Source organism: Rossellomorea sp. NS-SX7, assembly GCF_052828565.1.
The window spans coordinates 708242-724162 of record NZ_CM128249.1; the positions used below are offsets into that span (position 1 = coordinate 708242).

General features: G+C 45.6%; 13 protein-coding genes. 8 read left to right on the forward strand and 5 right to left on the reverse strand.

The genetic code is table 11. The annotated features are described in order from the left end of the window. Nucleotides 1-78: 78 nt before the first annotated feature. The 7 genes from ACUXV2_RS03440 to ACUXV2_RS03470 all read left to right on the forward strand — a co-directional run bounded on the left by ACUXV2_RS03440 (nt 79) and on the right by ACUXV2_RS03470 (nt 6631). A complete protein-coding gene (locus ACUXV2_RS03440) occupies nt 79-279 on the forward strand; it encodes a cold-shock protein (protein ID WP_446245669.1) in 201 nt (66 codons plus the stop codon). A gap of 241 nt (nt 280-520) precedes the next feature. Further along, on the forward strand, nt 521-982 hold the full coding sequence (locus ACUXV2_RS03445) for a CopY/TcrY family copper transport repressor (RefSeq protein ID WP_446245670.1): 462 nt from the start codon (nt 521-523) through the stop codon (nt 980-982). A 243-nt stretch (nt 983-1225) separates the two neighbouring features. Then, nucleotides 1226-1441, forward strand: coding sequence for a heavy-metal-associated domain-containing protein (locus ACUXV2_RS03450; RefSeq protein ID WP_446245671.1), 216 nt, complete (start codon nt 1226-1228; stop codon nt 1439-1441). Between the two features lie 19 nt (nt 1442-1460). Then, nucleotides 1461-3917 (forward strand): heavy metal translocating P-type ATPase, encoded by a 2457-nt coding sequence (locus ACUXV2_RS03455; protein WP_446245672.1) that lies wholly within the window; start codon nt 1461-1463, stop codon nt 3915-3917. A gap of 15 nt (nt 3918-3932) precedes the next feature. Further along, entirely contained in the window at nt 3933-4220 is a 288-nt protein-coding gene (locus tag ACUXV2_RS03460) for a glutaredoxin family protein (protein ID WP_446245673.1), read from the forward strand. Between the two features lie 481 nt (nt 4221-4701). Beyond that, entirely contained in the window at nt 4702-5523 is an 822-nt protein-coding gene (locus ACUXV2_RS03465; protein ID WP_446245674.1) for a DUF6612 family protein, read from the forward strand. A 187-nt stretch (nt 5524-5710) separates the two neighbouring features. Further along, nucleotides 5711-6631, forward strand: a complete 921-nt coding sequence (locus tag ACUXV2_RS03470) for a methyl-accepting chemotaxis protein (RefSeq protein ID WP_446245675.1) — start codon at nt 5711-5713, stop codon at nt 6629-6631. 110 nt (nt 6632-6741) lie between these two features. Here the strand turns inward: ACUXV2_RS03470 and ACUXV2_RS03475 are convergent, their stop codons facing one another. From ACUXV2_RS03475 to ACUXV2_RS03495, 5 genes are all read right to left on the reverse strand, one after another. Then, complete coding sequence (locus ACUXV2_RS03475; protein ID WP_446245676.1) at nt 6742-7731, reverse strand: LacI family DNA-binding transcriptional regulator; 990 nt, start codon at nt 7729-7731, stop codon at nt 6742-6744. Between the two features lie 92 nt (nt 7732-7823). Next, the gene (locus ACUXV2_RS03480) at nt 7824-9461 is read right to left on the reverse strand and encodes a glycoside hydrolase family 13 protein (RefSeq protein WP_446245677.1); all 1638 of its coding nucleotides are present in this window, start codon (nt 9459-9461) and stop codon (nt 7824-7826) included. Between the two features lie 614 nt (nt 9462-10075). Then, on the reverse strand, nt 10076-10894 hold the full coding sequence (locus ACUXV2_RS03485) for a carbohydrate ABC transporter permease (protein ID WP_446245678.1): 819 nt from the start codon (nt 10892-10894) through the stop codon (nt 10076-10078). A gap of 33 nt (nt 10895-10927) precedes the next feature. Further along, nucleotides 10928-11827, reverse strand: coding sequence for a carbohydrate ABC transporter permease (locus ACUXV2_RS03490; protein ID WP_446245679.1), 900 nt, complete (start codon nt 11825-11827; stop codon nt 10928-10930). A 130-nt stretch (nt 11828-11957) separates the two neighbouring features. Further along, nucleotides 11958-13190: a sugar ABC transporter substrate-binding protein gene (locus ACUXV2_RS03495; RefSeq protein ID WP_446245680.1), complete on the reverse strand. Its 1233-nt coding sequence runs from the start codon at nt 13188-13190 to the stop codon at nt 11958-11960. Between the two features lie 564 nt (nt 13191-13754). On the opposite strand from ACUXV2_RS03495, the gene bglX reads away from it, so the two are divergent. Then, complete coding sequence (gene bglX / locus ACUXV2_RS03500) at nt 13755-15920, forward strand: beta-glucosidase BglX (protein ID WP_446245681.1); 2166 nt, start codon at nt 13755-13757, stop codon at nt 15918-15920. Nucleotide 15921 lies beyond the last annotated feature (1 nt).

Sequence of the window (15921 nt, forward strand, 5' to 3'; positions counted from 1 at the left end):
TAAACTTTTCGCCTTTGATATCTAATTGAGCAATAATAGTAATAAATTGTGGAACGATCCACACAGGAGGAAACAATTATGCAACAAGGTACAGTAAAATGGTTTAACGCAGAAAAAGGTTTCGGTTTCATCGAAATCGAAGGTGGAGAAGATGTATTCGTACATTTCTCAGCTATCCAAGGCGAAGGTTTCAAAACTTTAGAAGAAGGTCAAACTGTTACATTTGACACTGAGCAAGGTCAACGTGGACTTCAAGCGACTAACGTCGTTAAAGCATAATAACTTTTGCTGGAAAAGGACTCTCATTCGAGGGTCCTTTTTTTATTTGCTAAAATATGACACCTTGTCAATACTGATGGAGTCTATATCATAGCCTCAGTGGTACACAATAATAAGAACAAATCAGGCTCAAGCCCTTTTTTTAAAAAAATAAATCAAAATGATTGACTATGATCGATTACAGTTGTAAACTCTAAGTATAAGTTGATTACAAGTGTAAACGAAATTGGAGGTGACACCCTTGCCCAATGAAGAAAAGCCGGAGATTACGGATTCCGAATGGGAAGTGATGCGGGTCGTATGGGCTCTTGAAGAAGTGACCAGCAAGGAAATCAGTAAAGTCCTTGAAGACAAAAGAGATTGGAAGCCGGCGACGACCAAGACGTTTATTGGGAGACTGGTCAAAAAAGGCATGCTTCATACAAAAAAGGTCGGCAACCGGTTTATCTACACCGCTGCTGTCAGTGAGGAAGAAAGTCTTAAAACATTGAAGGAAGGACTGTTTCATCATATTTGCAGCCGTGCAGTCGGCAAGATGATTGCCGATCTCATCGGAGATGCAACCCTTAGTCATGACGATATCGCGATGCTCGAGGAAGTTTTACAAACCAAGAAAAATGACGCTGTCGACGAGGTCGCATGCAATTGCGTCCCTGGCCAGTGCACCTGTAAGAAAGATCACGGCATGAACTGCCAGCATTAATAAAAGATTCTTTGAGTAATGATAGGTTCCATCAATCTAAACTGACATTTGGCTAGTTTGATTTTTAGCTAGTTCCAGCGGTTGATTGGAGTGGAAGACGAAGACTCCTGCGGGAGAAGTGGCCAATGTGAGACCCCGCAGGCAAAGCCGAGGAGGCTCACGGGTCACCCGCGGAAAGCGAAGTCTTCCACGGAAATCAACAGCGGTGTCCAAAATTCAACCAAAATTAAGGAGTGTTCAAACATGGAAAAAACATTATTAAAAGTAACAGGAATGACTTGTGGTAATTGCGTGAAGAAAGTAGAAACGACACTTTATGGACTGGATGGAGTGGAAAAAGCAAAAGTCGATCTTGAGAATGCATCGGCTAAAGTGAAGTATGACGAAACGAAGCAATCCCCCGAAAGCTTAAGCAAAGCAGTCACTGAAGCTGGATACGAATCAGAACCAATCAAATAAGAAAAGGTGGTCTCACACGATGACAGAAAAAACATTAAGCATCGAAGGGATGACATGTGCGTCGTGTTCGCAGGCAGTGGAAAAAGCGACCGGGAAACTGATGGGCGTTCAGGAAGCCAGTGTAAATCTGGCCACTGAAAAAATGAAGGTTAGATTTGATGAAAATCAAATCACGTTGAAAGAAATAAAGGACGCTGTGGATGATGCGGGCTATAAAGCCGTCACGGAAATGGAAAAGAAAACATTCACCGTCTCCGGCATGACCTGCGCTTCATGTGTACAGTCTGTTGAAAAGGCGACCGGAAAACTCCAGGGAGTGAAAGAATCAAACGTCAACATGGCAACGGAAAAAATGGTAATCGAATATGATCCGTCCATGGTCACAGTGTCCGACATCAGAAAAGCGGTATCCGATGCCGGATATGAAGCAGAGGAAGATGTCGATGCAGGCGATACGGTCGATGAGGACAGAGAAAAGAAAGAACAGCATATCAAGCATATGTGGAAACGTTTCTGGGTATCAGCTATCTTCACGGTTCCGCTTCTGCTCGTTTCAATGGGCCATATGTTCGGTATGCCGCTGCCGGATGCCATCGATCCGATGATGAACCCGACAGGATTTGCACTCATTCAGCTCGTCCTGACCATTCCTGTCATGGTGATGGGGAAGCCATTTTTCACTGTGGGATTCAAGACGCTGATCAAGCGGCATCCCAATATGGATTCCCTGGTGGCGCTGGGTACTAGTGCAGCTTTTGTATACAGCGTGATTGCCTCCATATTCATCGTACTTGGAAATGAAAGCTACGCGCAGGACCTCTATTATGAGTCCGCAGCGGTCATCCTGACACTCATTACATTGGGTAAATATTTCGAAGCCCTTTCAAAAGGGAAAACGTCCGAAGCGATCAAGAAGCTGATGGGGCTTGCCCCTAAAACAGCGACCGTCGTCAGGGACGGGAAAGAAGCTGAAATCTCGATTGAAGAAGTGGAAGTCGGCGACATCATCATTGTCAAACCCGGTGAAAAGCTGCCGGTAGATGGTGTAGTAGTGGAAGGGAAGACTTCCGTGGACGAATCGATGCTGACAGGTGAAAGCATCCCGGTTGAAAAAGAAGCCGGTGCATCTGTCATCGGGGCCAGTATCAATAAAAACGGAACGATTCGTTACGAAGCTACAAAGGTAGGAAAGGATACCGCCTTATCCCAGATCATCAAGCTCGTAGAGGAAGCACAGGGTTCCAAAGCCCCGATTGCAAAAATGGCGGACGTCATTTCCGGTTATTTCGTGCCAATCGTGATTGTGCTGGCGATCCTCTCAGGTTTCGCCTGGTACTTCGGCGGGGAATCAGGTCTCTTCGCATTCACCATCGCCATATCGATATTGGTCATCGCCTGCCCTTGCGCACTCGGACTTGCAACACCGACCGCGATCATGGTCGGTACCGGAAAGGGTGCTGAAAACGGCGTCTTGATCAAAAGCGGAGGAGCACTCGAAACGACGCATAAAATAGATACAATCGTGTTTGATAAAACGGGTACGATCACGGAAGGGAAGCCGGTCGTGACCGATATTGTGACGGTTGACGGCATCTCCGAAGAAGAACTCCTGATCCTTGCCGCTTCAGCAGAAAAAGGATCTGAGCATCCACTAGGTGAAGCGATCGTCAGGGCTGCGGAGGAAAAGGAACTTTCCCTTCTAAAAACAGAATTCTTTGACGCCATCACAGGTCAGGGACTCGAAGTGACGATCGATGGGAAAGACCTGCTGCTTGGTAACCGCAAACTCATGGAAGAAAATGATGTTGAGATGGGAGACTTGGAGGATACTTCAGACCGCCTGGCATCAGAAGGTAAAACGCCGATGTATATTGCGATCGAAGAAGAAATCGCAGGCATCATCGCGGTTGCAGACACGGTCAAGGAAACAAGCTTCAAAGCGATTGAAAAGCTTCATAAAATGGGTATCGAAGTTGCCATGATCACAGGAGACAACAAACGTACGGCAGAAGCAATCGCGGAACAGGTCGGAATCGACCGCGTCCTCAGTGAAGTGCTGCCTGAAGATAAAGCGAATGAAGTCAAAAAGCTTCAGGAAGAAGGCAGAAAAGTCGCCATGGTCGGTGACGGCATCAACGACGCACCTGCCCTTGCACAGGCCGATATCGGGATCGCCATCGGCTCCGGGACGGATGTGGCAATGGAATCAGCCGATATCGTCCTCATGAGAAGCGACCTGATGGATGTCCCCACGGCTGTCGAGCTAAGTAAAGCGACGATCCGGAACATCAAACAGAATCTATTCTGGGCATTCGCCTATAACATCCTGGGGATCCCGATTGCAATGGGCGTACTCTACCTATTCGGAGGGCCGCTTTTGAATCCGATGATCGCAGGTGCTGCGATGAGTTTCAGTTCCGTATCGGTATTGCTCAATGCCCTCCGTCTGAAAGGATTCAAACCATCCAGCACGTAAGGAGTGATGAAGACGATGAATAAGGACTTGATCTTGGAACTATATACACGGCCTACCTGCTCCGACTGCCAGGCTGCTAAAGAATATTTGGCGGAGCACAACATCGATTACGTTCATAAAGACGTCGCTGATGATGAATCAATAGAAGAAGAACTGAAAGAACTAGCCGGCTCCCGCATCGTCCCATCTTTTGCTTTTTATAAAAAAGGACTGCTTGGTAAGAAAAAGCTAGTGAAAAATTTGATCGGGTTTGAGAATAATAGGGAAGAAATTGAACAATTAGTAGCCGATATCAAGGAATGAGAGGTGGCCTCCAACTGGATTGGAGGCCATTTTTTTAATGGGGAGTTACTAATGCCATTCTGGGCTTCTATGCAAAATAGCTTCCTGCTGATGGAAGTGTCATTGGAATAGTGGAAATTCGACAAGAGGCACGTATTTTTAGGAAAGTGGCTTGAATTTCGAAAAAGTGGAACGTAAATTTTAAAAGTGGCACGTATATTTAGAAAGTGGAACGAATATATGGAAATCTGGCTTATAAATTAAACGAGAAGTGAATTGTACTGCGAAAACAAGCTTTAATTAACCTCAAAATGCCTTTATATGGCATACTGAAGACTAAAATACTGCAATTCAATCCTTACCAGGCGAATAAAGGAGCGATTTGCCCTCATTCAACAAGGTTATCTGCATCCGGACTCCACAACTCTTTTTCTCTTATTATGAAACTATTCTCCATACTCATCCGTATAAGTAGGTAGAACACACTAACGAGGAGGATCTCATGAAGAAATTACTTGGACTTGGATCAGCGGTACTTCTGACAATCGGACTGACTGCATGCGGAACGACAACGAGCGGAAAAGATGTGGAAGAAATCATCAATTCTTCTATTTCTGCGTCAGAAAAGCTGAAAAGCTTTCACGTGAAGATGGAGATGGAGCAGGATATCATTCCGGAGGCTGAGGATGCGGGAAAAGTGACACAGTCGTCCATTATTGAAATGGATTATGTGACGGATCCGCTCGGCATGTATCAGACGACAGAGATGACCATGATGGGGATGCCGATTGAAGCGGAAACCTATTTTACAGAAGAGGGGCTTTACACGAAGGATTCAATGAGTAAACAATGGCAGTCTGCACCGAAGGAACTGTCGGATTCCTTCGTGGAAATGAGCAAGAATCAAGCGGATGTAACTGAGCAGCTCAAGCAATTAAAGGAATATACCAAAGATGTGAAAGTAGAAGAAAAAGAGGATCATTACCTGATCTCTTTCTCAGCTTCCGGTGAAGAATATCAACGTTTAGTAGAAGAGACGGTAGAATCTACGATGCCAGAAGGAATCATGCCGAAAGAACTGCTGGAAGGCTTGAAAGTGAACAAATTGAGCTATACCTATGAAATCGACAAGAAGACATATCACCCCATGAATTTTACAGTCGATATGGATTTTAATATGGAGATCGAAGGCGAGAAGATACAATCACTTCAGAAGATGAAGGGAAGCTACTCGAAAATCAATGAGATTGATGAAATCAAAATTCCTGCGGACGTAAAAGAGAGTGCTGTTGAAATTGATGAGTCAGCATTGCAGAGTGAATAATGGCTGAATGGCGTGTGGAGATCCACACGCTATTTTTATAAAAAAATATATTTCGAAATCGAGAGTTCCAATTTGTGATACAACGATAAAGCTAGTACGATAGTCTTATAAATAGAAGTTATGAGAAGTTTGGCTGGTGCCTGGATTGAAGGTAAAGGCATCTTAATATGAAAAGAGGATGAATACAATGCTAAGAACTGAAAAATCAGGATGTAAACTGGGAATGGAACCAGCACAGGTAGTGGCCGCGATTGAACGATCACTCGCGATGATTCAATTCGACCCAAACGGGAACGTCTTATGGGCGAATGAGAATTTTGCCAATACCGTTGTATATAGAGTAGATGAGATGCCGGGGATGATGCACAGGCAATTCTGTACACCCGGTTTCGCAGAAAGCCGGGAGTATCAGCAGCTTTGGAGAAACCTGCGGAACGGAAAAAGTTTTCAGGAAAAGATTCAGCGTGTGACAAAACAGGGGAAACTCATATGGCTTGAAGCTACATACACCCCGGTTTATGATGATGGGGGGAAGGTCATCGGCGTGGTGAAAGTAGCAACGGACATAACAGAGCGTGAGAATGCTGCCTTCAAGGTGGCCTCTGGATTGCAGAAAATGTCTGCGGAGCTCAGTGAAAAAGCAGAAGCTGGGATAGCGAGAAGTGAAGAGGCAAGCCTTGCCATAGGAAGGCTCGTGAAGGAGTCAGAAGAAAATCTTGAAATCATGGAAACTCTTAAATCCCAGGCAAAATCGATCGAAAGCATTGTGAAAACGATCAGGGAAATCGCAACGCAAACGAATCTCCTGGCATTGAATGCAGCCATCGAAGCGGCCCGAGCAGGGGAGCATGGGAGAGGATTCAATGTTGTTGCCGGAGAAGTAAGGAAGCTTGCCACCCGGGTGCAGGACTCCATCGGGGAAGTCAATGCCCGTATCGAGGGGATCACTGGCGAAATCAACAAAATCAGCGAAGGCACGATCCGCTCGCAGTCAGGGATTTCAAACAACCAGGCCATCAATGAACAAGCAGTGGCGGCTTTTAAAGAGATCGGAAGTGCTGCCCGCCAGCTTGATCAGCAGGCAAAGGATTTTCAACATATCCTATAAACGTACAAAGGCCTGTCCTCCATCGCGTTAAAGCGATGAGGAACGGGCCTTTAGTACGTTCATGGGGTCTGGGACGGACCTTCATGTGTGGTCAGATGTTCCGTCTGATGTCATGACCCCTTGACGGATTTACGTTCGATGAGTTCTGTCGTCAATTTATAATTCGGATCCACTTTTTCCTTTGACAGCACCTGGAAGATCAAGTGTACGGCAAGGGCACCTGCTTCGTACTTTGGCTGGCGCATGGTGGTAAGCGGGGGAGAGACGTATTCTGAAAGCTGGATATCATCGAATCCGATGATGGAAATATCATCAGGGACAGAGAGTTTCTTTTCATTCAGCGCCTGTAGACCGCCTATCGCCATTTCGTCATTCGCATAGAAGATGGCTTGCGGGACATCCTTTTGGGCGATGATCATCTTCGTTGCCTGATAGCCGCCTTCCCTTGTGAATCCGCCTGATACCTTCCATTTTGAACGGTATTCGATTCCATGCTTTTCAAGTGCGGACTGATAGCCTTTGAATCTGAGTTCATTGTCGTGAGAGTTGTAAGGTCCGCTGACGTACGCGATTTCACGGCTGCCTTTTTCTATCAGGTGCTCGGTCGCCATGAATGCACCGTGCTCGTTATCGACTTCTATTTGGACGACGTGTTCACTTTGTACGCTGCGGTCAAGAACTACAATCGGGAAACCTTCCCGTGCAGAGTCAAGAATTGTTTTGTCATCGATGTTATGAGCAAGGATGATGACGCCGTCCACACGTTTTTCCCTCAGGAATTTTATGGCGGTGGATTGAGCACCTCCAATTGAACTGCAGGCGATGAGATCATATCCGTTCGTCGAAGCCACATCCTGAACGCCTTTGATCAGTTCGGAATAGTAAGGACCCGACAAGTCGCTCAGAATCAGTGCGATCGTATTCGTGCTTGTCCGTTTAAGGTCGGAAGCGAGTCCGTTTTTCTGGTAATTCAATTCTTTTGCTGCGGCCAATACTTTCTGCCGGGTTTCCTCGCTGACCTTTGTGCTGTTGTTCAGCGCGTAGGAAGCGGTGGATACCGCGACGCCGGAAAGTTTAGCTACGTCTTTTATGGTTGCCATGTGTTCACATCCTCTTAAATAGGGCAAACCCTTATCGTTATCGTTGTCTTATACGTTTCATTATACATTTATTGGTGTGGTTTGAAAGCGTTTTAGTTGCTGATCAAATATACAGTCGCCTCGTATGGGCGTAATTTTGTTAACTCAGAAGGACGGCTCGCTGTGCCGGAATAGTTGCTGATCAGTATTTCGCAATTCCCGTCATCAAGACCTGTTGGCAGTTTGAATTCCGGTTGATGCGCATTGAAATTCGTAATGACTAGAAGCGTTTCATTCCCCAGCTTTCTCGTATAGGCGAATATTTCAGAATGATCTTCCAAGATCAGTTCATACTCCCCATACACGATGATGTCGTGTTCTTTTCTTAAGCGAATCAATTTTTTATAGTGATGGAAGATGGAATCTTCATCTTTCAGCGCATCTTCAGCGTTAATGTTCTTGTGATTCTCATTTACTTCGAGCCATGGTGTTCCGGTTGTGAAACCGCCGTGAAGACTCGGATTCCATTGGAAAGGCGTACGTGCATTGTCCCTCCCTTTTACATGGATTGATTTCATGACGTCTTCGTGGGGAGTGCCTTCTGAAATCTTCTCGTTATAAAAATTGATTGTTTCGATATCGCGGTAGTCCCGGATATCATCGAATACAATATTGGTCATCCCGATTTCTTCACCTTGATAGATATAAGGGGTTCCCTGCATCATGTGAAGGATGGTGGCGAGCATCTTGGCCGATTCTACGCGGTATTCGCGGTCATCTCCCCATCTCGAAACGATTCTTGGCTGATCATGATTATTCCAATACAAACTGTTCCAGCCTTGTCCGAATAAATCCGTCTGCCACTTACTGAGTGTTTCTTTTAAATCGCGCAGATCTAGTGGTTTCAATGCCCATTTCCCTTTTCCATCCACTTCATCCAGTGACATATGCTGAAAGGTGAAGACCATATCAAGTTCGTCCCGCCCGTCACCAGTATACAACTTGGCCGTTTCCGGAGTGGCGGAAGGCGTTTCACCGACGGTTATGGTCGGATAGTTAGAGAGAACCTCTCTATTCATTTCCTGAAGATAATCATGAAGCTTTGGTCCATCAGTCAGAATCTTCTCATCGATCTCTTTTCCTATCAAATCGATGACATCCATCCGGAAGCCGCTCACTCCTTTATCGAGCCAAAAGTTCATCATGTTATAGAGATGATCGCGGACTTCCTTGTTGTGAAGGTTCAGATCGGGTTGCTTTTTACTGAAAAGATGGAAGTAGTACTCACCGGTCGCCTCATCATATTCCCAGGCTGGCCCGCTGAATACGGATGTGATATCACTTGGTGGACCGTCCTTGCTTTCCCTCCAAACATAATAGTCACGATACGGATTGTCCTTCGATTTCCGAGATTCGATGAACCAGGAATGTTCATCGGATGTATGGTTGATGACAAGGTCCATCATGATGCGGATGTCCCGTTTGCCTGCTTCTTCAATCAGCTTTACCATGTCTTCCATCGTACCGAAATCACTCATGATTTCATAGTAATCACTGATATCATAACCGTTATCGTCATTCGGTGATTGATATACTGGACTGAGCCAGATGATATCAATCCCTAAAAATGCGAGATAATCAAGCTTTTCAATGATACCGGGGATATCCCCAATTCCGTCTCCGTTGTGATCATTGAAACTGCGCGGATAGATTTGATACACCGTTGAGCGGTGCCACCATTTATTTTTCATATGACCTCCTGATATGCTTTGGCTTTTGGTTGACTGATGGGGGAGGGGAGTGAGGGTGGTAAGCCAGCGCGTGCCAGGCACAAAAACCTCTGATTGTGCCTGGCACAAACTAGTTCTGCGGTGCCAGGCACAAAAACCTCTGATTGTGCCTGGCACAAACTAGTTCTGCGGTGCCAGGCACAAAAACCTCTGATTGTGCCTGGCACAAACTAGTTCTGCGGTGCCAGGCACAAAAACCTCTGATTGTGCCTGGCACAAACTAGTTCTGCGGTGCCAGGCACAAAAACCTCTGATTGTGCCTGGCACAAACTAGTTCTGCGGTGCCAGGCACAAAAACCTCTGATTGTGCCAGACACAAACCAGTTCTGCGGTGCTAGGCACAAACAGGTGGGATCGAGCCAGGCTCAAATCCCCCGATCGAGCCAGGCTCAGAATACACCAAATGGTGCCAGGCTCATCTCAACGAAAAGAAGCCCGCCACCATCCCGAAAGTGTGTGTACCAGGTACAAATCAAGGCTGATGTACCAGGTACAACCTGTTGATTCTGTACCAGGTACAAATCCTAAAGCCTGTACCAGGTACACAAAACCTCAAACCCCCACAAACCAAATCCTTATTTAATCCCCGACATCGTAAATCCTTCCACAATATACTTCTGGAAGAAGGAGAAGATGATGATGATCGGTATTACCATGAATGCAGCTCCGGCCATCTGAAGGCCGAAGTTATTCGCATACTGCCCTTGTAACAATGAAAGCCCGACTGACAACGTATATAGGCTCTCATCATTCGCGATGATCAGCGGCCATAAGAAGCTGTTCCATGCTCCGATGAAGGTCAGGATCCCCTGGACGGCGAAGATCGGTTTCGCAATCGGTACGATCAATCGGAAGAAGATATAGAATTCCCCGGCGCCATCAAGACGTGCAGCCTCAATAAGATCTGTCGGAATCGTCGTCATGAACTGTCTGAACAGGAAGATGCTGAAAGCAGCTGCCAGTCCAGGCAATACGATCCCTGTCATCGTATTCGTAAGACCCATTTCATTCAAAATCAAGTAAACGGGAATCATCGTTACCTGTGCAGGGATCATCATAGTTGCCAGCACGATGTAAAAGATTTTTTCTCTTCCCTTAAATTGATACTTTGCAAATCCATAGCCGGCCATTGCATTGAAGAACAACCCGACAAAGGAGAAGAGGACAATGATTAAGGTATTGCGCAGATAGACGCCGAAGTTCATGCTTTCAAACAGATTGACGTAGTTTTCGAGCGTTGGATTCTCAGGAATCAGCGTAGGCGGTATCTGAAGCACTTCGCTTTCCGGCTTGAATGAGCTTGAGATCATCCAGATGAAGGGGACGGATACGATGATTCCGCCAAGGATCAGCAGGATGATCACAAAGAGCCGTTCCATTTTAAATGTTTTCATAGTTTCAACCCCGATACTGGTATATTTGATAACTTAGTATTCTGTATCAGATTTTCTTATCTTAAATTGAACCAATGTAATGACGATTATGAACACGAACAGGATGAATGAACCTGCAGCTGCGTAACCGAATTCACTGAACTGGAATCCGCGCTGATAGATGAACAGTGCCATGGAAATCGTTCCATCCAGCGGTCCGCCATTTGTCATGACGAATGGCTCTTCGAAGAATTGGAGCCAGCCGATCAGCGTCGTGACGGTTACGAAGAAGGTAGCATAGCGCAGTAATGGGATCGTGACATTCCACAGTACCTGCCAGCGATTGGCCCCGTCCATTTCTGCCGCTTCATAATACGATTTAGGGATGCCCTGAAGTGCAGCGAGAAAGATGATCATGTTGATCCCGATCCCCTTCCATACAGCTAAAACAATCAACGATAGCTTGGCGATCGTTGGCTCTCCTAACCAAGGAATTTTCTCGACATCCAGTAAAGATAGTAAGTAATTGAATAATCCATACTCCGTGTTATAAAGGAATCCCCAGATGACTGCCACTGCGATGATGTTCGTGATCGAAGGCATGTAATACACACCGCGGAAGACAGTGAACAGCTTGCTTGTCCCGTAATTAAGGAGAAGCGCAATCCCTAATGAGAAAACAATGACGAGGGGAACCCCGATGAGGACATAAAAAAACGTATTAAAAATCGATTTGTGAAACAGTTCATCCGAAACCAATGCAGAGTAGTTTTCCAGTCCGACGAAGTTCACGTTTGACCAATTGGCCAGTCCCGCCAAATCCAGATCCGTAAAGCTGATCAGGAAGGCCACTATGATTGGAACAATACTGAAGACAGCTAAAATGATAACTGCAGGAGCAATAAACACGTAAGGATGTTTATTTGATTTGAGGCTTTTTAATCCATTGCTCATGATATCCCACCTAACTAAACACCGCGTAAGGGTTATTTTAAAAATGGAGTTCAGGCAATCCTCGTTTAGAGGATTGCCTGTAACTCCAACTTACTTCCTTATAATAGCGAATGCTTTTCTAGTATTTAATCTATTCAACAATCTCATTTGCTTTTTTATTGAACTGCTCTAGTTCTTTATCGATATCTGCATCGCCGACAGTGATTCTTTCAATGGAAGAAAGGAATTCCTGAGCGATTTTTTCAAATTCTTTGATTTGCGGTGATGCTTTCGTGTTTTCAAGCTGTTTACCGAAAACAGATAGTAATGGATCTTCTTTCAGCTTAGGCTCTTCCCAAGCTTCTGTACGTGAAGGAAGTGTATTGGAAACTTCCAGCCATTCCATTTGTGTTTCCACTTTATTCATATATGAGATGAATTTGAGTGATTCATCGACATTTTCAGAGTTGTGGAAGATCGATAGGTTCGATCCACCCATGCTTGATGCATTTGTTTCTTTCTTCGGCATTTCTGCTACCGCCCATTTGCCTTCAAGGTCAGGTGCCTGGTCGTTGATGATGTTAATCATCCATGGACCACTGAAGAACATAGGTTTCGAACCGCTCTTGAATGCCTGTACGATATCGATTCCTTCAGCAGTCGGGCTTAATCCTTCTTTGAAGAAGCTTGCATAGTACTCGATCGCTCCCTTGAATTCAGGGCTGTCAAAATTCATTTTGTCCTTGCCTTCGAACTCGTATCCATTTTGCCAAGCAAAGATGAATGGAGTGATTTGGTCGTTGCGGTCGATATCAAGACCGTACATGTCGTCTCCGCGTGCGTTCAGCTTTTCAGCTGCATCTTTCAATTCATCCCATGTAGCAGGAGCTTTATCGTATCCGGCTTCTTTCAATAAATCTGTGCGATAGTAAAGGACGCGTGTATCGATGTACCAAGGGACACCGACTATTTTGTCGTCATACTTCATGGATGTAACAGAACCTTCGAAGAAATTCTCAGGTTTGAATTCAGGATAATCTTCTAAATATGGTTTCAGGTCAAGCAATGCTCCGGCATCTGCGAATTCAGGCACCCAGGTTGTCCCTAATTGAAGGACGTCCGGGCCGTTTCCAGAAGCGACTGCTGTCAGTAGTTTATCATGGGCGTTGCCCCAAGGGATTGCTTGTACTTTAACGGTGATGTCTTTGTTTTCTTCTTCAAATTTTGATGCCATTTCTTTCAGCTTTTTACCTTCTTCCCCCATTGCCCAGACGGTGATTTCTTTTTTACCGTCCTTTGATTCACCGCCGCCACCGCATGCTGCTAAAACAGTGGATAGTGCCATCATAGCGACTAATAAAAGTGTCCATGATTTCTTTCTCATTCTCCCATCTCCATTCTATTCTTATTGTTTTTTTAAAAAGTGGCCTGTTAAACGCCGCTATTGATTTCTGTGCAAGACTTCGCTTTCCGCGGGTGACCCGTGAGCCTCCTCGGTCGTACCTCCCTGCGGGGTCTCACATTAGTCACTTCTCCCGCAAGAGTCTTCGTCTTGCACTCCAATCAACCGCTGGAATTGCCCGAAATAAACATTGAACTTTAACATAGCCTTAAAAATAGTGAAGCGTTGCCTGAATGATTCCAAAAATGAAAATTTAGAAATCACTCAAACGTTATTGAAACGTTTCGATGACTATATTATAATCAAACATGAATCCGCTTTCAACCACTTTTTTAAAAATTGTGCATTGGTAAGATCCAATCCCTTTATTATGGCGTTGGAACATGCATAAACCCTTATTAATAGATGATTTTGGTAATTTTACGGGATGGAAGTCTTTGTTGACTATCAGCTGGATTACCCTTATAATTCGACTCAACTGTTAATTGAAACGTTTCACTAAATAAAAAAACGACACGATCAAATCCTAATCCTGGAGGTTCCAGTATGAATGAACACAATCTAACTTCATTAGTAAATGAAATGACATTGGATGAAAAAATTGCACAGCTGACTCAGCTCGCCACTCCATTTTTCAAAGGGGCAAGTGATGGAGGGCAGATCACCGGTCCGATGGCCGATATGGGAATCACCGATGACATGATCGAAAACACCGGATCGGTACTCGGAGCATCCGGAGCGAAAGAAGTGAAGAACATCCAGCGAAAACATATTGAAGATAACAGGTTGGGCATTCCTTTATTAGTGATGTCTGATATCGTGCACGGTTATAAGACGATTTTTCCTGTACCGCTGGCAATCGGCTGTTCCTGGGATATGGAATTGGCAGAGAAAAGTGCACAAATAGCGGCAAAAGAAGCATCGGCATCCGGTGTACATGTTACATTTGCCCCGATGGTCGATCTTGTCCGTGATCCTCGCTGGGGAAGAGTGATGGAATCGACAGGGGAGGATCCTTATTTAAATAGTCAGTTTGCGAGAGCATTTGTGCGAGGCTTCCAAGGAAATGACCTGACAAATGAAACGGATCGGGTCGCAGCCTGCGTGAAGCACTTCGCAGCATACGGGGCACCGGAAGGCGGGCGTGATTACAACACGGTCGACATGTCTGAACGGGAGCTTCGTGAAAATTATCTGCCTGCTTATGAAGCGGCGCTTGATGAAGGCTGCGAAATGGTAATGACGGCGTTCAATACCGTATTTGGAATCCCTGCAACAGGGAATAAGAAGCTGATGCGTTCAATTCTTCGTGAAGAAATGGGATTTGACGGCGTTCTGATTTCAGACTGGGGAGCAGTGAAGGAAATGATTCCTCACGGCGTTGCCGAGGATGAAAAGGAAGCTGCATTAAAGGCCCTTACAGCTGGAGTTGACATCGAAATGATGACCTCCACTTATGTAAAATACTTAAAAACATTGATCGATGAACAAGCAGTCGATGTGTCACTCATTGATGAAGCGGTTTTACGGATATTGACTCTGAAAGAGAAACTTGGACTATTTGAAAATCCATATCGCGGAGCGGATGAGGAGCTTGAGAAAGAGGTCGTCATGAGTGCTTCACACCGTGAAGCTGCGAGGGAACTGGCTGCTAAATCAGCAGTATTGCTGAAAAATGAAGGCGTTTTACCACTTAAGAAAGAACAGAAAATCGCACTGATCGGTCCTTTTGCAGAAAACGGGGACATCCTCGGACCGTGGTCGTGGCTTGGTTCAAAGGAAGACGCCGTAACGGTGAAGGAAGGATTTTTACAAAAAATCGATCCTTCTCAGCTGACCGTTGCAAAAGGCAGTGACACTGAAGCGATCACTGAGGAACAAATACAGGAAGCGCTGGAAGCGGCAAAAGACGCGGATGTGATCGTCCTCGCACTCGGCGAGGATTCGGAAATGAGCGGTGAAGCAGGCTGCCGCGCTGATATTAAACTCCTCGGGGCGCAGCTCGAATTGATCCAGCGCATCAAAGAGCTTGGCAAGCAGACCGTCTCTGTCTTATTCAACGGACGCCCGCTCGATCTTCACGGTGTGTGGGACGAAACGGATGCCGTACTCGAAGCATGGTATCCGGGAACGGAAGGCGGAGCGGCGGTGGCCGACATCTTATATGGAGACCAAAATCCATCCGGGCGACTGACGATGTCATTCCCCTACAGTTCAGGTCAGATTCCGGTTTACTATAATCACTTCAATACAGGACGTCCCAAAGGGGCGCCTGATGCACAGGAACGCTATGTATCGCAATACCTGGATATTCCGAACAGTCCTCTGTTTCCGTTCGGATTCGGTTTAAGTTATACAGAATTTACTTACAGCAGCATGACAATCTCGAGTGGAAAAATGACCTGCGATGATTCACTGGAGATCTCCGTTACAGTGACCAACACTGGAAGAGTTGCCGGTGAAGAGGTCGTTCAATTGTATGTGCGGGATGTTAGCGGGGAAGTGGTCCGTCCGCTGAAAGAACTAAAAGGTTTTGAAAAAATCAGCCTGCAGCCCGGAGAATCGAAGGAAGTGACCTTCACCCTTACAGAGGAAAAGCTGCGTTATCACCATTCCGATCTTTCGTTTACAAGCGATCCGGGAACATTCATCGCCTATATCGGTGGAAACAGTAAAGAAGTCATGGAGAAATCATTCACACTAGAAAAATAGA